The organism is Nocardioides candidus (genome assembly GCF_041321175.1).
Lineage (GTDB): Bacteria > Actinomycetota > Actinomycetes > Propionibacteriales > Nocardioidaceae > Nocardioides.
This window is the reverse complement of sequence record NZ_JBGGWC010000005.1, coordinates 191,256-211,015: the sequence shown is the minus strand read 5'-3', so window position 1 is coordinate 211,015 and position 19,760 is coordinate 191,256. Positions and strand designations below refer to the sequence as shown.

The 19,760-nt window shown below is 71.8% G+C and carries 18 protein-coding genes; 9 read left to right on the top strand and 9 right to left on the bottom strand.

Annotation, left to right across the window (positions count from 1 at the left end):
* Positions 1-8: 8 nt before the first annotated feature.
* Together ACAX67_RS20410 and ccrA are read right to left on the bottom strand one after the other, a co-directional pair.
* On the bottom strand, positions 9-2,738 hold the full coding sequence (locus tag ACAX67_RS20410; RefSeq protein ID WP_370705737.1) for an efflux RND transporter permease subunit: 2,730 nt from the start codon (positions 2,736-2,738) through the stop codon (positions 9-11).
* Positions 2,739-2,764: 26 nt separating this feature from the next.
* Positions 2,765-4,105 carry a crotonyl-CoA carboxylase/reductase gene (ccrA, locus tag ACAX67_RS20405; RefSeq protein ID WP_370705736.1) on the bottom strand — a complete coding sequence of 447 codons (1,341 nt, stop codon included), beginning with the start codon at positions 4,103-4,105 and terminating at the stop codon, positions 2,765-2,767.
* Between the two features lie 125 nt (positions 4,106-4,230).
* Between ccrA and ACAX67_RS20400 the strand changes: the two genes are divergently transcribed.
* Genes ACAX67_RS20400 through ACAX67_RS20390 form a run of 3 tightly spaced genes read left to right on the top strand, consistent with a single transcriptional unit; the run spans position 4,231 to position 6,472 of the window.
* Positions 4,231-4,980 carry a LamB/YcsF family protein gene (locus ACAX67_RS20400; RefSeq protein ID WP_370705735.1) on the top strand — a complete coding sequence of 250 codons (750 nt, stop codon included), beginning with the start codon at positions 4,231-4,233 and terminating at the stop codon, positions 4,978-4,980.
* Positions 4,977-5,621 (top strand): 5-oxoprolinase subunit B family protein, encoded by a 645-nt coding sequence (locus tag ACAX67_RS20395; RefSeq protein ID WP_370705734.1) that lies wholly within the window; start codon positions 4,977-4,979, stop codon positions 5,619-5,621. The genes ACAX67_RS20400 and ACAX67_RS20395 overlap by 4 nt, the downstream gene beginning before the upstream one ends.
* Positions 5,618-6,472, top strand: a complete 855-nt coding sequence (locus ACAX67_RS20390) for a 5-oxoprolinase subunit C family protein (protein ID WP_370705733.1) — start codon at positions 5,618-5,620, stop codon at positions 6,470-6,472. The genes ACAX67_RS20395 and ACAX67_RS20390 overlap by 4 nt, the downstream gene beginning before the upstream one ends.
* A 108-nt stretch (positions 6,473-6,580) precedes the next feature.
* Here the strand turns inward: ACAX67_RS20390 and mce are convergent, their stop codons facing one another.
* The gene (gene mce, locus ACAX67_RS20385; RefSeq protein ID WP_370705732.1) at positions 6,581-7,027 is read right to left on the bottom strand and encodes a methylmalonyl-CoA epimerase; all 447 of its coding nucleotides are present in this window, start codon (positions 7,025-7,027) and stop codon (positions 6,581-6,583) included.
* Positions 7,028-7,154: 127 nt separating this feature from the next.
* Between mce and ACAX67_RS20380 the strand changes: the two genes are divergently transcribed.
* Genes ACAX67_RS20380 through ispG form a run of 5 tightly spaced genes read left to right on the top strand, consistent with a single transcriptional unit; the run spans position 7,155 to position 12,983 of the window.
* Positions 7,155-8,348, top strand: coding sequence for an acetyl-CoA C-acetyltransferase (locus tag ACAX67_RS20380; RefSeq protein WP_370705731.1), 1,194 nt, complete (start codon positions 7,155-7,157; stop codon positions 8,346-8,348).
* On the top strand, positions 8,332-9,285 hold the full coding sequence (gene meaB / locus ACAX67_RS20375) for a methylmalonyl Co-A mutase-associated GTPase MeaB (protein ID WP_370705730.1): 954 nt from the start codon (positions 8,332-8,334) through the stop codon (positions 9,283-9,285). The genes ACAX67_RS20380 and meaB overlap by 17 nt, the downstream gene beginning before the upstream one ends.
* A gap of 12 nt (positions 9,286-9,297) precedes the next feature.
* A complete protein-coding gene (gene dxr, locus ACAX67_RS20370; RefSeq protein WP_370705729.1) occupies positions 9,298-10,407 on the top strand; it encodes a 1-deoxy-D-xylulose-5-phosphate reductoisomerase in 1,110 nt (369 codons plus the stop codon).
* Positions 10,408-10,412: 5 nt separating this feature from the next.
* A complete protein-coding gene (locus tag ACAX67_RS20365) occupies positions 10,413-11,771 on the top strand; it encodes a M50 family metallopeptidase (RefSeq protein WP_370705728.1) in 1,359 nt (452 codons plus the stop codon).
* 60 nt (positions 11,772-11,831) lie between these two features.
* Entirely contained in the window at positions 11,832-12,983 is a 1,152-nt protein-coding gene (ispG, locus tag ACAX67_RS20360) for a flavodoxin-dependent (E)-4-hydroxy-3-methylbut-2-enyl-diphosphate synthase (RefSeq protein ID WP_370705727.1), read from the top strand.
* Here ispG and ACAX67_RS20355 read toward each other — a convergent pair.
* The 6 genes from ACAX67_RS20355 to ACAX67_RS20330 all read right to left on the bottom strand — a co-directional run bounded on the left by ACAX67_RS20355 (position 12,970) and on the right by ACAX67_RS20330 (position 18,797).
* A complete protein-coding gene (locus ACAX67_RS20355; protein ID WP_370705726.1) occupies positions 12,970-13,869 on the bottom strand; it encodes a homocysteine S-methyltransferase family protein in 900 nt (299 codons plus the stop codon). The two genes, ispG and ACAX67_RS20355, sit on opposite strands and share 14 nt — an antisense overlap.
* 95 nt (positions 13,870-13,964) lie before the next feature.
* Positions 13,965-14,870, bottom strand: coding sequence for a glycoside hydrolase family 16 protein (locus tag ACAX67_RS20350; protein WP_370705725.1), 906 nt, complete (start codon positions 14,868-14,870; stop codon positions 13,965-13,967).
* A 94-nt stretch (positions 14,871-14,964) separates the two neighbouring features.
* A complete protein-coding gene (locus tag ACAX67_RS20345) occupies positions 14,965-15,876 on the bottom strand; it encodes a glycoside hydrolase family 16 protein (protein WP_370705724.1) in 912 nt (303 codons plus the stop codon).
* Between the two features lie 98 nt (positions 15,877-15,974).
* Positions 15,975-16,877 (bottom strand): glycoside hydrolase family 16 protein, encoded by a 903-nt coding sequence (locus ACAX67_RS20340; RefSeq protein ID WP_370705723.1) that lies wholly within the window; start codon positions 16,875-16,877, stop codon positions 15,975-15,977.
* A gap of 73 nt (positions 16,878-16,950) precedes the next feature.
* The gene (locus ACAX67_RS20335) at positions 16,951-17,880 is read right to left on the bottom strand and encodes a glycoside hydrolase family 16 protein (RefSeq protein WP_370705722.1); all 930 of its coding nucleotides are present in this window, start codon (positions 17,878-17,880) and stop codon (positions 16,951-16,953) included.
* 2 nt (positions 17,881-17,882) lie between these two features.
* Positions 17,883-18,797, bottom strand: coding sequence for a glycoside hydrolase family 16 protein (locus ACAX67_RS20330; protein ID WP_370705721.1), 915 nt, complete (start codon positions 18,795-18,797; stop codon positions 17,883-17,885).
* An 89-nt stretch (positions 18,798-18,886) separates the two neighbouring features.
* Here ACAX67_RS20330 and ACAX67_RS20325 point away from each other — a divergent pair, with 89 nt between their 5' ends.
* Positions 18,887-19,732: a GNAT family N-acetyltransferase gene (locus ACAX67_RS20325; protein WP_370705720.1), complete on the top strand. Its 846-nt coding sequence runs from the start codon at positions 18,887-18,889 to the stop codon at positions 19,730-19,732.
* Positions 19,733-19,760 lie beyond the last annotated feature (28 nt).

Sequence of the window (19,760 nt, the reverse complement as noted above, 5' to 3'; positions counted from 1 at the left end):
CGTCGCACTCAGGGCTGGGCGGGGGCGGCGGCCGTGTCCGGCAGGGCGAGCGCCACCTCGAGGTCGTGCAGGAGGGCCGCGGGGTTCGCGTAGCGGCGGTTCGGGTCCCGGGTGAGGCTGAGCCGCAGGATCCGGTTGACGGCCAGCGTGAGCGGCTCGCGGCCCGGCAGCTGGGGCACGCGCTGCCCGACCTGGGCACTGCGCAGCGCCTCCGGCGTGGCGCCGGAGAACGGCGGCCGTCCGGTCGCGGCCGCCCAGAGGACCGCGCCGAGCGCGTAGACGTCGGCCTTCGGGTGCGGCCCGGAGATCGGCTCGGGCGGTGCGTACGCCGGGTCGCGCACGCCCTTCGCCAGCACCACCTCACTCCCCAGCAGCACGGCGGCCGGACCGATCGCCCCGTGGGCGCCACCCGGTGGCGGTGCGACGGCGAGGGAGCGGGCGACGTCGGTCACGAGTGCCGTCGCCTCCCGCAGCGGCAGCGGGCCGGCCACGAGACGCTGTGCCAGGGTGCGGGTCGCGGCTGGTGGAGGAGGCGGGGCGGCCCGAGGAGGCGGTGGAGGCCCGTCGGAGGGCGCCCGTCCCAGCGCGGGCCCGAGCGTCGCCAGGCGGCCCTCCTCGTGGAACCCGTGCCGCTCCCACCAGCGTCGCATCGGTCCCGGTGCCCACCAGTTCAGCCGGCCGAGCAGTGCCATCGCGGCCGGCACCATCAGCGCGCGCACCACCGTGGCGTCGACGACGAGCGCGACGACCATCCCGACGCCGAGCATCTTCATGAGCACGATGTCGCCGGTCGCGAACGCCCCGATGACGACACCGAGCAGCAGGGCGGCACTGGTGATGATGCGTCCGGTCGACTGCACCCCGCTCGCGACCGCGCCCACCGGGTCGCCCGTGGCGTCCCACCGCTCGCGCACGCGCGACAGCAGGAACACCTCGTAGTCCATCGACAGCCCGAAGAGGATGGCGAGCATCAGGATCGGGTTCGTGGCCTCGAGGAAGCCCGGTGAGGTGAAGCCCAGCAGGCCGGAGAGGTGGCCGTCCGCGAAGATCCAGGTGACCACGCCGAACGAGGCGGTGACCGAGAAGGCGTTCATCACGACGGCCTTGAAGGGCAGCACGAGGGACCCGAACGCCACGAACAGCAGCACCAGCATGACCGCGAGCACGATCAGCCCCATCACGGGCAGGTGGCCGTGCACGGAGGCGACCAGGTCGACGGTGTCGGCGGTGAGTCCGCCCACGAGGGCGGTGCCCGTGACCGGGTCGATCGCACGCAGCTCGTGGACGATCTCCTGGGAGTCCTCGGACTGGCTGTTGCCCTCCCACGCGACCCGCACCAGGGCGTCGTCACCCTCCTGCAGGAGCGGTTCGACCTCTGCCACGCCGTCGACCGAGCGGGCGTCGGCGGCCCACCGGTCCACGGTGGCCTCGTCGACGCCGCGGAGCACGACCGTCGCCAATGACGTCTCCGGGCCGAAGTCGAGGAGCTTCTCCGCGGCCACCCTCGAGGGGGCGTCGTCGGGGAGGACGCGGTAGTCGATCCCGCCCCACCGGACGCCGAGGAACGGCGAGGCGACGGCCAGCAGCACGACCGCGGACACGGCGAGCACCGCCACCGGGTGCTTCATCACGGCTCGTGCCAGCCGTGCCCAGCGGCCCTCGTCGCCTGCCGGCTCGGGCATGTCCCACTTCTTGCGCCACGGCAGCCGGCCCTTGTCGATCCGCCGGCCGAGCAGCACCAGGATCGCCGGCAGCACCGTGAGCGCGGCCAGCATCGCGACGAGCACGGCAGCGATGCCGCCGTACCCCATGCTCCGCAGGAAGACCTGGGGGAACACGAGCAGGCTGGACATCGACGCGGCCACGACCAGCCCTGAGAACATGACGGTCCGGCCGGCGGTGGCCAACGTCCGCGCGACCGCGACGCGGGGCGAGGCGGGGTCGTCCGGGGGCAGCAGGGCCATCTCCTCGCGGAACCGGCTGACGACGAAGAGCGAGTAGTCGACGGCGAGACCGATGCCGAGCAGCGAGATGACGTTGATCGAGAACATCGACACGTCCGTGACGAGGGCCAGCAGGCGCATGCCGGCGATCGAGGTCAGCAGCGCGACGATGCCGAGCAGTGCGGGCATCGCCGACGCTGTGAGGCTGCCGAAGATCAGCAGGGCGAGCAGCACCACGAGGGGCAGCGAGATCAGCTCGGCCCGCTTGAGGTCCTCCTCGGTGATCACGTTGACGTCGGCGTGGGTCGGGTAGAGGCCCGCCAGGTCCGTGTCGAGGCCGCGCGCGTGGAGGCGCGGCTCGATGGCGTCGTAGCTGATCAGCCGCTCGTTGAGGGTGTCGCCGGCGAGCGAGATCCGCACCTGGGCGGCGTGCCCGTCGGCGGAGACGAGGCCCGCCTCCGGAGGAGCGTCGTAGTAGGCGACGTGGTCGACCACCTCCGGTGCGTCCGCGAGACCGGCGACGACGTCCTCGACCGCGGCACGGAACCGCGGGTCGTCCGCGGTGAGGTCGTCGCTGGAGTAGATCGCGACCACGTCGACGTCGTGGTTGCCGAAGACCGCCCGCTCGGCCTGGACGGCTCGGTAACCCTCGGCGTCAGGGTCCTCGAAGCCGCCCCGGCCCAGCGAGTCGGACACGCCGGCGCCGTACAGCGCCGCCGCCACGACCACAAGGACGGCCGCAGCCAGGACCAGCCGGGCGTGCCGCCCGACGACCCCGGCCCAGCGGTCGACCACAGCCGCAATCTAGCGGCGGGGCACCCTCAGATGCCGCGGAACAGGTTGATCTTGTCCAGGTGCTGCGCGCGGAGCTCGTCGTTCCTGACGCCGAGGCCCTCCTCGGGGGAGAGGCACAGCACGCCGACCTTGCCCTGGTGCTTGTTGTGGTGCACGTCGAGCGCCGCCTGGCCGGTGTCCTCGAGGCGGTAGGTGCGCGACAGGGTGGGGTGGATCTTGCCCTGGGCGATGAGGCGGTTGGCCTCCCACGACTCGCGGTAGTTGGCGAAGTGGCTGGAGATGATGCGCTTGAGGTTCATCCACAGGTAGCGGTTGTCGTACTCGTGCATGTAGCCCGTGGTCGAGGCGCAGGTGGTGATCGTGCCGCCCTTGCGGGTGACGTAGACCGACGCGCCGAAGGTCTCGCGACCCGGGTGCTCGAAGACGATGTCGATGTCCTCGCCGCCGGTGAGCTCGCGGATGGCCTTGCCGAAGCGCTGCCACTCCTTCGGGTTCTGCTTGGTGCCGTCCTCGTTCCAGAACTTCGGGTCGAGCTCGGAGCGGTTGATGACCATCTCGGCGCCCATGTTGCGCACGATCTGGGCCTTCTCCTCGTTGGAGACCACGCAGACCGGGTTGGCGCCACCGTTGAGCGCGTACTGGGTGGCGAAGCCGCCGAGGCCGCCGGAGGCGCCCCAGATGAGGACGTTGTCGCCCTGCTTCATGTTGCCGCCGTTGGCCGAGACGAGCTGGCGGTAGGCGGTGCAGTTCACCAGGCCGGGGGAGGCGGCCTCCTCCCAGGTGAGGTGCTCGGGCTTGGGCATGAGCTGGTTGGCCTTGACCATGGCGACGTCGGCGAGACCGCCGAAGTTCGTCTCGAAGCCCCAGATGCGCTGCGAGGTGTCGAGCATCGTGTCGTTGTGGCCGTCGGGGGCCTCGAGCTCGACGGAGAGGCAGTGGGCGACGACGCGGTCGCCGGGCTTCCACTTGGTGACCCCGGCGCCGACGGCGAGCACGACGCCGGACAGGTCGGAGCCGACGATGTGGTAGGGCAGGTCGTGGCGCTTGGCCAGCTCGGACTCGCGGCCGTAGCGCTCCAGGAAGCCGAACGTGGAGACGGGCTCGAAGATCGAGGTCCACACGGTGTTGTAGTTGATCGCGGAGGCCATGACGGCGACGAACGCCTCGCCCGGACCCAGCTCGGGCAGGGGCACCTCGTCGACGTGGAGCGACTTGCGGGGGTCCTTGTCCTTGGCGGACATGCCCTCGAACATGTCGACCTCGTCCTTGTGGACGGTGACGGCCCGGTAGGACTCGGGGAGCTCGAGGTTGGCGAAGTCCTCCGAGGAGGTCTCTTCGGCGAGGATGGCGTCGAGGATGTGCTGCACGGATCGTCTCCTGCGTCGTTGATGGTCGTATTCAGCGGCCAAGGGCGAAAGATACCTGCCGGTAACGTCCCGGTCGCGCGACTGTGGCAGGCGTCTCAACCCTGACTATGCGCCAGGATGGGGGCGTGCCGGCCGACAGTGACCGATCCCTGGACCTCAACGCCGACGTGGGGGAGTCCTTCGGCAGGTGGCGGCTGGGCGACGACGAGGCGTTGCTGCCCCACCTGACCAGCGCGAACGTCGCGTGCGGGTTCCACGCCGGCGACCCGCTGACCCTGCGCATGGTCTGCGCGGGGGCGGTGGCGCACGGCGTCGCCATCGGCGCCCAGGTGGGCTACCGCGACCTCGCGGGCTTCGGCCGGCGCTTCGTCGACATCGCCGCCGACGACCTGACCGCCGACGTGCTCTACCAGCTCGGCGCGCTCTCCGCACTGGCCGCGGCGGCGGGTGGCCGGGTGGCGTACCTCAAGCCGCACGGCGCCCTCTACAACGCGGTCGTCACGCACGAGGCACAGGCCCGCGCCGTCGTCGACGCCGTGCTCGCCTTCGAGGAGGGGTACGGCGTCCCGCTGCCCGTCCTCGGGCTGCCCGGGTCGGTCCTCCTGGACCTCGCCGCCGCCGCCGGGGTGCGGGTCGTCCGCGAGGGGTTCGCCGACCGCGGCTACCGGCCCGACGGCACGCTGGTCCCGCGCTCCGAGCCCGGTGCGCTGCTCACCGAGCCGGCCGCCGTCGCCGCCCAGGCCCTGCGCCTGGCGGGGAGCGGCGGCGTCGACTCGATCTGCGTCCACGGCGACTCGCCCGACGCCGTACTCCTGGCGGACGCGGTGCGCACCGCCCTCAGCGGCGCCGGCTTCACCCTCGCGGCCTTCGCATGAGGCTGTTGCCCTACGGCGACCGCGCCCTCCTGCTCGAGCTCGCCGACACCGCCGCCGTGGTCGCCTGCGCCGACGCGCTCGCCGCCGCGCCCGACCTCGCCGACCTCGTCGACGACCTGGTCCCCGGCGCGCGGACCGTGCTCGTCCGGGCCCGCCCCGGCATCGACCTCGGGACGCTCCGGGCCCGTCTCGTAACGGGGAACCTCGTCACCGATCGGCCCGAACCACCGCAGGATTCTCCGTTGCATGGGTCGGTGGGTTCGCTCGAGGTCACGATCCCGGTGACGTACGACGGCCCCGACCTCGCGGAGGTCGGTGAGCTGACCGGTCTCGGAGCGGCGGGGGTGGTCGCGGCGCACACGGGCGCGGAGTGGCGGGTGGCGTTCGGTGGGTTCGCGCCGGGGTTCGGCTACCTGGTCGGCGACGACCCGCGGCTGGAGGTGCCGCGCCGTGGGAGCCCGCGGACGCGGGTGCCGGCCGGGTCGGTCGGTCTCGCGGGGGAGTTCAGCGGGGTCTACCCGAGGCCGTCGCCCGGCGGCTGGCAGCTGATCGGCCGCACCGACGCCGCGATGTGGGACCCGGACCGCGACCCGCCCGCGCTCCTCGCGCCGGGAGCGCGCGTGCGGTTCGTGCGCGCATGACCGCGCTCGGCGTCCTCGCCACGGGAGGTCCCTGCCTGGTGCAGGACGCCGGCCGTCCGGGGCTCACCACGATCGGCGTCGGCCGCTCGGGAGCGGCCGACCGGTCGTCGTACGACCTCGCCAACCGGCTGGTCGGCAACGTCCCCGGTGCCGCGACGCTGGAGGTCACCCTCGGCGGCCTCGAGGTCGAGGCGCGCGACGGCACGGTCTGGGTCGCCGTCACGGGTGCGCCCGTGCCGGTCACGCGCGCCGGCCGGGACGAGCCGACCGGCGCGATCCTCGCGCTGCGGCCCGGGGAGCGCCTGCGGCTCGGCGTCCCGGCCAGCGGGCTGCGCTCCTACGTCGCGGTGCGCGGCGGGCTCGGCGTCCCTCCGGTCCTCGGCTCCTGCTCGCGCGACACCCTCGCCGGGCTCGGCCCGGCACCTCTCGCGGCCGGCGACGTCGTGCCCGTCGGCGATCGGGTCGGCGACGAGATGCGCGTGGACGCCGTACCGGCGCAGGAGTACGGCGACAGCCCCGTCCTCCGCCTCGTGCGCGGCCCGCGCGACGACTGGGTGCGCGACGCCGGCGCGCTGACCGCGCGGCGCTGGACCGTCGCCCCCGACTCCGACCGGGTCGGGATCCGGCTCGCCGGAGCACGGTTGGACCTCTGCGACCCGTCCCGGCAGCTGCCGAGCGAGGGCGCCCTGCGCGGAGCGATCCAGGTGCCCCCGACCGGCGAGCCCGTCGTCCTCGGCCCCGACCACCCCGTCACCGGCGGCTACCCCGTCGTGGCCGTCGTCGTCGACCACGACACCGACCGCCTCGCCCAGCTCAGGCCGGGGGACACGGTCGGCTTCGCCTGGGCGTGACGGGCGTCAGGAATCCCCGGTCGACCGGGGATTCCCTCACTTGTCGGGGTTTGCAAACCCCGACAAGTGACAGTTTCCCCGGTCGACCGGGGATTCCTCACCCGCCGATCAGTGGTGGGCGTCAGCCGCAGGCTCGACCAGCTCGACCAGGACGCCACCGGCGTCCTTGGGGTGGATGAAGTTGACCCGGCTGTTCGACGTGCCGCGCTTGGGCTCCTCGTAGAGGAGGCGCAGGCCGCGCTCGCGCAGGGTCGCGGAGACGGCGTCGATGTCGGCGACGCGGTAGGCGAGCTGCTGCAGTCCCGGCCCGCTGCGGTCGAGGAACTTGCCGATCGTGCTCTCGGGAGTCAGCGGCGCGAGAAGCTGGATGCAGGAGTCGGTGTCGCCGACGCGCACCATCGCCTCGCGCACGCCCTGCTCCTCGTTGGTCTCCTCGTGCGCGACCGTCATCCCGTAGGTCTCGGTGTAGAAGGCGATCGCCTCGTCGAGGTCGGGCACCGCGATGCCGACGTGGTCGATGGCGGTGAAGAGGTGCTGGACGTCGTTCAGGCTCATGCCGACATTCTGCCGAGCCGCCGCTGTGACGCGGGCCTCACCCCGCGCCCGTCGAGACACCTCGCACCGCGTCGCTACCCGCGGGTACAGTCACGAAGGTTCACTCATTGCTTTCACCGGAGGAAGAATGTCCGACAACCCCAGCGTCATCGTCGCCGGCGCCCGCACCCCGATCGGCCGCCTCATGGGTGGCCTCAAGTCGCTCTCGGCCAGCGACCTCGGTGCGATCGCGATCAAGGGCGCCCTCGAGAAGGCCGGGGTCTCGGGCGACCAGGTCGACTACGTGATCATGGGCCAGGTCATCCTGGCCGGCGCGGGCCAGAACCCGGCCCGCCTGGCGAGCGTCAACGCCGGCATCCCGATGGACGTGCCGACCATGACGATCAACAAGGTCTGCCTCTCGGGCCTCAACGCGATCGCCCTGGCCGACCAGCTGGTCCGCGCGGGCGAGGTCGACATCGTCGTCGCCGGCGGCATGGAGTCGATGACCCAGGCCCCGCACCTGCTGCCGAAGTCGCGCGAGGGTTTCAAGTACGGCGACACCACGCTCGTCGACTCGATGGCCTACGACGCCCTCTACGACCAGTTCACCCAGCAGGCGATGATCAACCTGACCGACACCTGCAACGCGGCGGTCGACAAGTTCTCCCGCGAGGAGCAGGACGCGTTCGCAGCGACCTCGCACCAGCGGGCCGCCGCCGCGCAGAAGAACGGCGTCTTCGACGGCGAGATCGTGCCGGTCGAGATCCCGCAGCGCAAGGGCGACCCGGTCGTCGTCAAGGACGACGAGGGCGTCCGGGGCGACACCACCGTCGAGTCGCTCGCCGGGCTCCGCCCGGTGGCCAAGGACGGCACCATCACCGCCGGCTCCGCCTCGCAGATCTCCGACGGTGCCTGCGCCGTCGTGGTCATGAGCAAGGCGAAGGCCGAGGAGCTGGGCCTGACCTACCTCGCCGAGATCGGCGCACACGGCATGGTCGCCGGCCCCGACTCGAGCCTGCAGCTCCAGCCCGCGCGGGCGACCGCCAAGGCCCTGGAGAAGGAGGGCATCGCCGCGAGCGACCTCGACCTGGTCGAGTTCAACGAGGCGTTCGCCGCCGTCGGCATCGCCTCGGCGCGCGAGCTCGGCATCTCCGACGACAAGGTCAACGTCAACGGCGGCGCGATCGCCCTCGGCCACCCGGTCGGCATGTCCGGCGCCCGTGTGGTGCTGCACCTGGCGCTCGAGCTCCAGCGCCGCGGTGGCGGCACCGGTGCGGCCGCGCTCTGCGGCGGCGGCGGCCAGGGCGACGCCCTGATCGTCCGTGTCCCGTCGAGCTGAGTCTCCTGACGACCTGATCGCCCGGGCCCGCGAAGGCGAGGCCCGGGCGATCGGTCGTCTTCTCTCCCTGGTCGAGGACGGCTCGCCCGTCCTCCGGGAGGTCATGGCGGCGCTGACGCCGCACGGCGGCGACGCCCACATCGTCGGGCTCACCGGCTCACCGGGAGTGGGGAAGTCCACCTCGACCAGTGCGCTGGTCACCGAGCTGCGGCGTCGTGACCTCCGGGTCGGCGTGCTGGCGGTCGACCCGTCGTCACCGTTCTCCGGTGGCGCCCTCCTCGGCGACCGGATCCGGATGTCGGAGCACGCCACCGACCCCGGTGTCTTCATCCGGTCCATGGCGGCGCGCGGCCACCTCGGTGGGGTGTCCCGCGCGACCCCGCAGGCGCTGCGGGTGCTCGACGCGGCCGGGCTCGACGTGATCCTGGTCGAGACGGTGGGCGTGGGGCAGAGCGAGGTCGAGATCGCCCGACTCGCCGACACCACGATCGTCCTGCTGGCGCCCGGGATGGGCGACGGCATCCAGGCCTTCAAGGCCGGCATCCTGGAGATCGGCGACGTGTTCGTGATCAACAAGGCCGACCGCGATGGCGCCGACAGCGTGCGGCGCGACCTGCGCTCGATGATCTCCCTGGCCGACCGGCCCGAGGGTGCCTGGCGCCCGCCGGTGATCAAGACCGTCGCCACCAACGGCGACGGCGCGGCCGACGTCGTCGACGCGATCGACCGTCACCGCGCCTGGGCCGCGGAGACCGGCGAGCACGAGCGCCGCCGGGTCCGGCGCGCGCGCGACGAGATCGAGGCGATCGCGCTCACCGCCCTGCGTGAGCGCTGGGGCGACGTGGGCGGGGGAGCGGTCATCGACCGGCTGGCCGAGGCCGTGGCGAGCGGCGCCGACGACCCCTACGCCGCTGCCGACGAGCTGCTCGAGGGCTGAGAGACTGGTCTCGTGAGAGACGTCGTCATCCTCGGCTCGACCGGGTCGATCGGCACCCAGGCCCTCGACCTGGTGCGTGCCAACCCCGACCGGTTCCGGGTCGTCGGCCTGACCGCCGGGGGGAGCAACGCCGATCTCTTCGCGCGCCAGGTCGAGGAGTTCGCGCCGGCGTACTCCGGCCTCGGTGAGACCGCCAGCGTCGAGGCCGCCGCCCAGGAGTGCGACGTCGTGCTCAACGGCATCACCGGCGCCGTGGGGCTCCGCCCCACCCTCGCGGCGCTGGAGGCCGGGCGCACGCTCGCGCTGGCCAACAAGGAGTCGCTGATCATCGGCGGGCCGCTGGTGAAGGAGCTGGCCCGTCCGGGCCAGATCGTCCCCGTCGACAGCGAGCACAGCGCGATCGCGCAGTCGTTGCGCGGCGGACGCCGTGAGGAGGTACGACGGCTGGTGCTCACCGCGAGCGGCGGACCCTTCCGCGGGCGCTCGCGGGACGAGCTGGCCGACGTGACCCCCGAGCAGGCCCTGGCCCACCCCAACTTCGCGATGGGCCGGGTCATCACGACCAACTCCGCGACCCTGGTCAACAAGGGCTTGGAGGTGATCGAGGCGCACCTTCTCTTCGACGTGCCGTTCGACCGCATCGACGTGGTCGTCCACCCCCAGCAGCTGATCCACTCGATGGTGGAGTTCACCGACGGCGCGGTCGTGGCGCAGATCGGCCTCCCGACCATGCTCGTGCCGATCGCGCTCGGCATGGCCTGGCCCGACCGCGTGCCCGACGCCGAGACGCCCGTCGACTGGACCAAGGCGGCCGACTGGCGCTTCGAACCGCTCGACGACGTGGCGTTCCCGGCCGTCGCGCTCGCCCGCGAGGCCGGCACCCGCGGCGGCACCGCACCCGCCGTCTACAACGCGGCCAACGAGGTGTGCGTCGACGCCTTCCACGAGGGCCGGCTGCCGTTCCCCGGCATCGTCGACGTGGTCGGCTCCGTGCTCGCCGCCCACGACGTACCCTCTACTGAGCAGCTCACGCTCGACGACGTCCTCGCCGCCGATGCCTGGGCGCGTGAGACCGCCGCCCTGACGATCGCCCGAGATCCAGCCCTGAAGCGAGGCACCTGACCACCGTGGACGCCCTGCAGTACACCATCGGATTCCTCGTCTTCTTCGTCGGCATCCTGGTCTCGATCGCGCTCCACGAGCTCGGCCACATGATCCCCGCGAAGAGGTTCGGCGGGAAGGTCACGCAGTACTTCATCGGCTTCGGTCCGACGGTGTGGAGCAAGCAGGTCGGCGAGACGGAGTACGGCGTCAAGGCGATCCCGCTCGGCGGCTACGTCAAGATCGTCGGGATGCTGCCCCCGGGCGCGGAGGAGCTCGCCGACGAGGTCACCGTCGGCGCCGACGGCCAGCAGGTCACCCGGGTGCGCAAGTCGAACACCGGCATGTTCACGCAGCTGATCTCCGACGCCCGCGCGGCGGAGTGGGAGCTGGTCGGGCCGGAGGACAGCGACCGGCTGTTCTACAAGATGGCCTGGTGGAAGAAGGTCGTCGTGATGGCCGGCGGCCCGACGGTCAACGTGCTGATCGCGTTCTTCCTGTTCTCCGCGGTGTTCGCGACCTACGGCAACGGCAACGACGAGAAGATCACGACCACCGTCGACGTCGTCGAGGCCTGCATCGTGCCGTCCGACGAGTCCGGCCGGGTGTGCACCCAGCAGGAGATAGCGGACCAGCCGACACCGGCCTACGAGGCCGGCATCCGGCCCGGCGACCGGTTCGTGTCGTTCAACGGCACCGACGTCACCGACTGGACCCAGGTCCAGCACCTCATCCGCGAGAACGGCAACGGTCAGGCCACGATCGTCGTCGAGCGCGACGGGGCGCTGAAGACCATCCGCACCAAGACCACCGTCACTCCGCGGCAGATCGACGAGAACGCCGACCCGGAGCCGGTCGGCTTCCTCGGCGTCGCGCCGACGACCGAGCCGACGACGGGCGGGCCGATCTACACGGTCCAGCAGATGGGCGGCATGACGGTCGACGTCGTGCACGCGCTCGCCACCCTGCCGCCCAAGGTGCTCGACGTGGGCAAGGCCATCTTCGGGCTGGAGAAGCGCGACCCCGAGGGGCCGGTCAGCATCGTCGGCGGTGGCCGGCTCGCCGGCGAGGTCGCGTCCCACGACGGCTCGACGGCGACCGAGAAGGTGGTCTTCTTCTCGATGCTGCTGGCGGGCTTCAACCTGTTCATCGGGTTGTTCAACTTCATCCCGCTGCTGCCCCTCGACGGTGGGCACATCGCCAGCGCGCTGTGGGAGGCACTGCGTCGGGGCATGGCCCGGTTGCGCGGTCGCCCCGACCCCGGCTACGTCGACGCCGCCAAGCTGCTCCCGGTGGCCTACGTCGTGGCCTCCGCCCTGCTCGTGATGGGCGTGGTCCTGATCGTCGGCGACCTCGTCGTGCCCGTGCACCTCGACGGCACCTGAGCGGTCGCCGACCTGACCCGGGATGAGGCTCCGGGGAAGAGGCGGAAGTACCCTGGAGGCATGACCGCCATCGGCCTCGGCATGCCCACGGCACCCCCTCCGGTGCTGGCCCCCCGTCGCAAGACCCGGCAGATCCAGGTGGGCAAGGTCGGCGTCGGCAGCGATCACCCGATCTCGGTCCAGTCGATGACGACGACGCTCACCGCCGACGTCAACACCACGCTCCAGCAGATCGCCGAGCTCACCGCCGCCGGCTGCGACATCGTGCGGGTGGCGTGCCCGAGCCAGGACGACGCCGAGGCGCTCCCCGAGATCGCCCAGCACAGCCAGATCCCGGTCATCGCCGACATCCACTTCCAGCCGAAGTACGTCTTCGCGGCGATCGACGCGGGCTGTGCGGCGGTCCGCGTCAACCCGGGCAACATCAAGAAGTTCGACGACCAGGTCAAGGAGATCGCGCGCGCGGCCAAGGACCGCGGCACGAGCATCCGGATCGGCGTCAACGCGGGCTCGCTCGACAAGCGGCTGTTGGAGAAGTACGGCAAGGCCACCCCCGAGGCGCTGGTCGAGTCGGCGGTCTGGGAGGCCAGCCTCTTCGAGGAGCACGACTTCCACGACTTCAAGATCTCGGTGAAGCACAACGACCCCGTCGTGATGGTGCGCGCCTACGAGCTGCTCGCCGAGCAGGGTGACTGGCCGCTGCACCTCGGTGTCACCGAGGCCGGACCGGCCTTCCAGGGCACGATCAAGTCCGCGACCGCCTTCGGCGCCCTGCTCAGCAAGGGCATCGGCGACACGATCCGGGTCTCGCTGTCCGCGCCTCCGGTCGAGGAGGTCAAGGTCGGCATCCAGATCCTGCAGTCGCTCAACCTGCGCCCGCGCAAGCTCGAGATCGTCTCCTGCCCCTCGTGCGGTCGCGCCCAGGTCGACGTCTACACGCTCGCCGAGCGGGTCACCGCCGGCCTCGAGGGCATGGAGGTCCCGTTGCGGGTCGCCGTGATGGGCTGTGTCGTCAACGGCCCGGGCGAGGCTCGCGAGGCCGATCTCGGGGTGGCGTCGGGCAACGGCAAGGGTCAGATCTTCGTCAAGGGAGAGGTCATCAAGACCGTGCCGGAGTCGGAGATCGTCGAGACCCTCATCGAGGAGGCGCTGCGCCTCGCCGATTCGATGGAGCCCGTCGAGGGCGGCGCGGCCGAGGTCACGGTCGGCTGACGCCCCACATCGCTGCGATGTGACGCACGTCGGTGCCGCAACAACCCCCGATCACCTCGATGTCCGGGAAGGCATCGAGCAGCGGTCGCTGATCGGCAGCCAGCTGCATCGGGTCCCCGTCGTCGAGGACCTCCATGGCGTCGAGCTCGTCGTGGCTCATCGTCGATGCGTTCACCCGCAGGCCGCCGACCCGCCGCTGCCAGTCGCCGCCGTCCAGCGCACGAGCGATGTGGGTGGGGTGGGCGCAGTTCACGATGAAGTACGTCGGCGCGGCCGCCGCGTCGACCGCTTCGATCGCCGAGGCGCAGGTGCTGCCGTCGGGAAGGCGGCCGTCGGTCTCCACGGTGAACCCCACGACCGCGGGCAGACCGACCTCGGCCGAGGCGCGGGCGAAGCCGATGCCTTCGCCGACGTCGGTGAGCGTGAGGATGGTCGCGCGCTGGGCGCCGGCGGACGCGAACGCGGCCAGCTGCGGGTGGTGGTACTCGGCGGCCCGGTCCGGGTCGACCCCACCCGCTGCCCGGTAGCCGTCGCCGCGTGGACCGGCGATGCCCCCGACCTGCCATCCGGCGAGCTCGCCCTCGCGCTCCAGCGCGATGCCGGCCAAGAGCTCGACGGCGGCCCGGTTGACCCGGTCGGCGCCGGCCGCGTCGTAGCCGAGAACGGCGGCGTGATCGGCGTTGGCGCGCCAGGTCGGGGTCTCCAGGAGGATCGGCACCTCGGCGCGGACCGCCACGTCGACGTAGTCCGCGTAGTAGGCGCGCAAGGCCGCGACACCGTCCTCCGAGTCGAGCAGCGGGAAGGCTGCGAACTCGCGGAGGTCGATCCCTCGGTTGAAGATCAGATCGGTCTCGAGACCGCCGTCGGTGAGGATGCGCTGGTTCACGGGAGCCTCTCGCGGTGTCCGGGACGTCGGTCCGTCATGACACCACGTCGGGGACCCTCCCGGCGTCCGTCATCGGGATGAACCCGGTGCGAGGCTCAGCGCCAGGCCTTGGCGTAGTCGACGACGTACGTCGCCGGCAACGGTGTCGCCGAGGTGACCGCATTGGTGCCGCTCGCGGGTCCGACGCCCATGTTGAGGATCATGCTGAACGGCTTGTCGAAGGGCTGGGGCCACACCAGGGGGCTGTCCGGCTCGGCGACACGTGAGAAGCAGGTCGTGCCGTCGATGGCGACGCTGATGCCGGTGGGCTCCCAGTCGACGGTGTAGGTGTGGTAGTTCCACGGGTCAGCCACGCGGCAGCTCCAGCCCGAGTCGAGCACCGCGTCGCGCCCGTTGTAGTGCAGCGAGGGCAGCACCAGGGTCGGATCGCTCGACCACCACTCCGCGACGTCGATCTCGCCCGAGGCGGGCCACGCGCCGTAGGTGTTGTTGAGCGGGAACATCCAGAAGCCGCCGTGCACGCCGGGCTTGTTGACCGACGGGTACTTCGCGCGGACCTCGAACTTCCCGTAGGCCTGCGAGAACTTGGTGCGGGTCCCGATCATGCCGCCGGTGTAGATGGTGGTGAAGTCACCTGTCGGGCTCTTGCAGAGGAACTTGCCGCGCTCCATGCGCGCCGTGAGCGACAGCTCGCCCTTGAAGACCTGGATGTTCTTGTCGGAGGTCGTGAAGCAGGTCGACCCGCTGCGGAAGCCGGTGAGTGCGGTCTGCTGGGTGATCCACTTGGTCGGGTCGAGCGAGCGCCCGTCGAAGTTGTCGACGTAGGAGCAGGTCCACGGCGAGCCGTCCGGCTTGAGCGTGACGGTGCCGCACGCGTCGGAGGAGGCGGCGGCGGCCGGCGAGCCGCTGCCGGTGACCGCCTGCAGCGGGGCGAGGCCGGCGAGGCCGACCACTGCAGCGGCGGCGACGGTGCGGCGCAGGCCGCGGATGTTCCTCTTCATTCGAGTACCCCCATGATCGGATCAGGTGCCATTTCTATCGCCCGGCCTTCGCGCCGTCCACCTCGCGGGTGCCGCTGGGCATGCGGCGGGCCGGTCAGCGCCATGCCCTGGCGTAGTCGACGACGAGGCTCCCCGGGAACGGCGTGCGCCACGAGACCTTGTTGGTGCCCGTCGCAGGTCCGACCGCCATGTCGAGGATCATGCTGAACGGCCGGTCGAAGGGCTGCGGCGCCTGCTGCGGGGCATCGGGCGTCCACGAGCGCGCGAAGCAGAGGTCCCCGTCGATCGAGAAGCGCATCACCGTGCGGAGCCACTCGAGCGTGTAGGTGTGGAACGCGGTCTGGTCGGTCACCCGGCAGCCCCAGCCGGAGTCGGCCTGCGGGTCGCGCCCGTTGTAGTGCAACGACGGCAGCACGAGCGTGGGATCGCTCGACCACCACTCCGCGACGTCGATCTCGCCGGAGGCCGGCCACGGCCCGTAGGCCATGTCGAGGGGGTTCATCCAGAAGCCGCCGTGCAGGCCCGGCCCGCCGCCCGCGGGCAGCTCGGCCCGCACCTCGAACCTGCCGTAGGCCTGGGAGAAGCTGCCGCGCGTGCCCACCATCCCGCCGGTGTACCGGGTGCTGAAGAAGCCCTTCGGGCTGCGGCAGTTGATGGTGCGACCCTCCCGCGCGACCAGGATCAGGTGACCGTCGCGGACGCGCACGTTGTCGGGCGAGGAGGTGAAGCAGGTCTTGCCCACCGTGAAGCCCGTCCTGCGGGTGTCCTGGACGATCCAGGTGTCGGTGTCGAGCGCGGTGCCGTCGAAGGCGTCGGCGAAGGTGCAGGTCCAGGTCGTGCCGTCGCCCTTCGGGATGACGGGACCGCAGGCACCGGCGGCCAGTGCGGGAGCGGTCCGGGCGGAGTCGGCGGTGGCCGTGTCGTCGGCGAGCGGTGCGACCGCGGCGATGGTCACCAGCGCCGTCGCGGCGAGCGCGCGGCGGAGCGTCCGAGGAGTGTGGATCATGCGCTTCCCCCCTGCGGCCCCGGTTGCTGGAGGCCGTCATCGCTACGGACCGTAGCGGTTACCCGCCGCCGGCCGCCGCGGTGTCCACAGCGCAGGCGTCAGCGCCAGGACTTGGCGTAGTCGACGACCAGGGAGGCGGGGAATTCGGTGCGCCAGGAGAGCCCGTTGGTCGACACGCCCAAGTTGAGGATCATCCGGAACGGGTGGTCGAAGGGCTGGGGCCGGCGTTGCGGAGCGTCAGGGGTCCAGGTGCGGGTGAAGCACGTCGTCCCGTCGATCGCGAACTGCATCACGGTCGGCCGCCACACGACCGTGTAGGTGTGGAAGACGCTCGCGTCCTCGACCGTGCAGTCCCAGCCCGAGTCGACGTCGGGGTCGCGGCCGTCGAAGTGCAACGACGGCAGCACCAGCTGGGGCTCGTAGGACCACCACTCCGCGACGTCGATCTCGCCGGACGAGGGCCAGTCGCCGTAGGTGTCGTCGACGGGATACATCCAGAAGCCGCCGTGGATGCCGGCGTGCTCGTTGCCCGGGAAGCGGGCACGCACCTCGAAGCGACCGTAGGTCTGTGAGTAGCGGTCGCGGGTGCCGATCATCCCGCCGGTGAAGCGGGTGCGCAGCCAGCGGCCCATGAAGCGGCAGTTGACCCAGCGCCCCTTCCGCGCGCTGAGCACCAGGGCGCCGTCGTGGACGGCCAGGTTGTCGGGGGAGTCGGTGTAGCAGGTGCGCTCGGTGCGGAAGCCGGTGTGCGAGGTGCGCTGGACGACCCAGCGATCGCCGTCGACGGCTCGCCCGTTGAAGTTGTCGACGAACGTGCAGTGCCAGGTCCCGCCGCCCGACTTCGGGATCAGCGCGCCGCACCGGTCCGTGCGGGTGCGCGCCGCGCTCCCGTCGTACGACGGCTGGGACGCCGGCGCCGTCGCGGGCACCGCGAGCCCGGCGGCCCCGACGAGGACGAGGCTGACCAGCAGGCGGCGTACGGCGACGGCCGACCTCACCATGGAACGCCCCTCCTGCACTGCGTCACGACCACAACCGACGGTCGCGTCGGGAAAGGTTAGCGACGGACGTCCGTCATCGCCAGGCCCTGACGTAGTCGACCACGTACTGGGCAGGGAACCGGGTGTAGCGGCTGACCCGCTGGCGGCCAAAGGTGCGGCCGACGCCCATGTTGAGGATCATGCTGAACGGCTGGTCGAACGGCTGGGGTGCCTGTTGCGGCGGGTCGGGCCGCCACCTGCGGTGGAAGCACTCCCGGCCGTCGATCGAGAAGCGCATCACCCGCCGCAGCCAGACCAGCGTGTAGGTATGGAACCGGGTCGGGGTCGACACCCAGCAGTCGAACCCCGAGTCCACGGATCTCTTCCTGCCGTCGTAGTGCAGCGACGGGATCACCTGGGTCGGCTCCGAGGACCACCACTCCGCGACGTCGATCTCGCCGGACTCCGGCCACGCTCCGTAGGTGAGGTCGACCGGATACATCCAGAGGCCGCCGTGGATCCCGCTCCTGTCGCCCTCGGGGAAGCGCGCCCGGACCTCGAACCGCCCGAACGCCTGGGAGAACTTGCCCTTGGTGCCGATCATCCCGCCGGTGTAGCGCGTGTGGAACGCGCGCGGCAGGCGCCCGCAGCGGAAGGGCTCGACGGTGCGGGCGGTGAGCCGGAGGGTGCCCCGCCGGACCAGGACGTTGCTGGCGTGCCGGGTGTAGCACGTCTGGCCGGTGTGGAAACCGGTCAGCGCAGAGTCCTGCACGACCCACTTCCGGCCGTCGATCCGGATGCCGCGGAAGTCGTCCGCGAAGGAGCAGGTCCAGCTGCGCCCGCCCGGTCGTGCGATCCGGGGACCGCAGGCGTCCTCCGACGTGGCGCCTGCCCGAGCCGTCGCGACCCGGTCCGGCGGAGGGGCGCCGAGTGCGGTGTCCGTGGCCGGGGCCAGCCCGACGCAGCCGAGCAGCAGTGCCCCGACGAGGGCGCATCGCCGCGCCACGTGGAGGGATCTCGTCATGATCAGCGCCAGGCTTTCGCGTAGTCGACCGTGAGGGTCGCGGGCAGGGGGGTGGTTCCCGAGACGGGGTTGGTGCCGCCGACGGTGCCGACGCCCATGTTGAGGATCATGCCGAACGGCTTGTCGAACGGCTGAGGTAGCGCCTGCGGGGGTGTCGGCCGCCAGGTGCGGGTGTAGCAGACGGTGCCGTCGATGGCGAACCGGATCACCGCCGGGAACCACTCCACGGCGTAGGTGTGGAACTCGCTCGGGTCGTCGACGCGACAGTGCCATCCGGAGTCGGCGTGGAAGCTGCGTCCGCGGTAGTGCAGTGTCGGGAGCAGGAGCGTCGGGTCGTTGGACCACCACTCGGCGACGTCGATCTCGCCCGAGGCGGGCCAGCGTCCGTAGGTGAGCCGGACGGGATACATCCAGAAGCCACCGTGCACCCCGGGCGTGCGAGCCGTGGGGAACTTCGCGCGGACCTCGAAGCGCCCGTAGGTCTGGGAGAAGTGGTCGCGGGTCCCGACCAGGCCGCCTGTGTAGCGCGTGCGGAACTCGCCGTACGGTCCGTCGCAGTCGATCTCGGCGCCGGCGTCCCGGGCCTCGAGCACCAGGTCGCCGTCCTGCACCGCCACGTTCTCCGCCCCGCGGTAGCAGGTCTGGTCGGACCGGAATCCCGTCCGCGCGGTGTCCTGGGTCGTCCACTTGTCCGGGTCGAGCGCGTCGCCGTCGAACTCGTCGACGAAGGTGCACGTCCACGTCCCGCCGCCCGGCTTGGCGAGGAGCGCGCCGCAGGCGTCCCCCTGGTCCGCGGACCCCGGTCCACCGTCGTCGTCGGAGCCGGACCGCGAGACGACGAGGATCGCCAGCACGACGGCGACGACCGCGCCGACGGCGATGCCTGCCACGAGCAGGCGACGGACGCGCGACGTCATCGGGGCATCGGGACTTTCTGGGAGGTGGGGCGAAACTCTAGCCGCCCGGGGGTCGACCCGACCCCACCTCCAGGTCGTAGGCTCGCCCCGTGCTGACGACCCGCCACGGTGTGCGCGCCCTCACGGCGGCCGACCTGGAGGAGTTCCTGGAGCTCGCTCACCAGGACCCGGTCGTCAACGTGTTCGCGATCCACCGCGCGCAGACCACCAGCCTCGAGCCGCGCTGGCTCGGCGGTGAGATGTGGGGCCGCTACGAGGGCGGGCAGCTGGTGGCGGCGTGCCACGTCGCGGCCAACCTGGTGCCGGTGCAGGCGACCGCCGAGGACGCGTCGGTCTTCGCCGAGCGCGCGCTGGGCCGGCGTCGTACGGCGTCGACGATCGTCGGTCCGCAGGAGGCGGTCGCGCCGTTCTGGGAGGCCGTCCGTCCCACGTGGGGCGCTCCGCGCGACGCGCGATGGGACCAGCGTCACCTCGTCCTGACCGGCCCGCCCGAGGTGGAGGCCGACCCGGCGGTGCGTGCGACGACCCGCGCCGACCTCGAGGTGCTCTACCCGGCGTGCGTCGCGATGTACACCGAGGAGGTCGGGGTCTCGCCGGAGACGGGGGGCGGCTCCGACCTCTACCGCACCCGGGTCCTGCAGCTGATCAGCCGCGGCTGGTCGTTCGCGCGGTTCGACGGCGACGAGCTGGTCTTCAAGGCCGAGGTCGCCTGCGCGACCCCCGACGCCGCCCAGATCCAGGGCGTCTGGGTCCCGCCGCACCGGCGGGGGGAGGGGCTGGCGATCTCGGGCATGGCTGCGGTCGCGCAGCTCGTCAGCCGGCAGATCGCCCCGACGGTGTCGCTCTACGTCAACGACTGGAACCTGCCTGCCCGGCGCGCCTACGAGCGCGTCGGCTTCCGCGAGACCGCGCGGTTCGCGACCGTGATGTTCTGACCCCGCTGCACCCACACCAGGAGTTCAC

What these genes read in the sequence shown, in the direction of transcription:
- ACAX67_RS20330 (WP_370705721.1), bottom strand. Translation starts at nt 18,797, where the DNA reads ATGACGTCGCGCGTCCGTCGCCTGCTCGTGGCAGGCATCGCCGTCGGC.
- ACAX67_RS20380 (WP_370705731.1), top strand. Translation starts at nt 7,155, where the DNA reads ATGTCCGACAACCCCAGCGTCATCGTCGCCGGCGCCCGCACCCCGATC.
- ispG (WP_370705727.1), top strand. Translation starts at nt 11,832, where the DNA reads ATGACCGCCATCGGCCTCGGCATGCCCACGGCACCCCCTCCGGTGCTG.
- ACAX67_RS20390 (WP_370705733.1), top strand. Translation starts at nt 5,618, where the DNA reads ATGACCGCGCTCGGCGTCCTCGCCACGGGAGGTCCCTGCCTGGTGCAG.
- ACAX67_RS20350 (WP_370705725.1), bottom strand. Translation starts at nt 14,870, where the DNA reads ATGAAGAGGAACATCCGCGGCCTGCGCCGCACCGTCGCCGCCGCTGCA.
- ACAX67_RS20345 (WP_370705724.1), bottom strand. Translation starts at nt 15,876, where the DNA reads ATGATCCACACTCCTCGGACGCTCCGCCGCGCGCTCGCCGCGACGGCG.
- ACAX67_RS20340 (WP_370705723.1), bottom strand. Translation starts at nt 16,877, where the DNA reads ATGGTGAGGTCGGCCGTCGCCGTACGCCGCCTGCTGGTCAGCCTCGTC.
- ACAX67_RS20395 (WP_370705734.1), top strand. Translation starts at nt 4,977, where the DNA reads ATGAGGCTGTTGCCCTACGGCGACCGCGCCCTCCTGCTCGAGCTCGCC.
- ACAX67_RS20335 (WP_370705722.1), bottom strand. Translation starts at nt 17,880, where the DNA reads ATGACGAGATCCCTCCACGTGGCGCGGCGATGCGCCCTCGTCGGGGCA.
- mce (WP_370705732.1), bottom strand. Translation starts at nt 7,027, where the DNA reads ATGAGCCTGAACGACGTCCAGCACCTCTTCACCGCCATCGACCACGTC.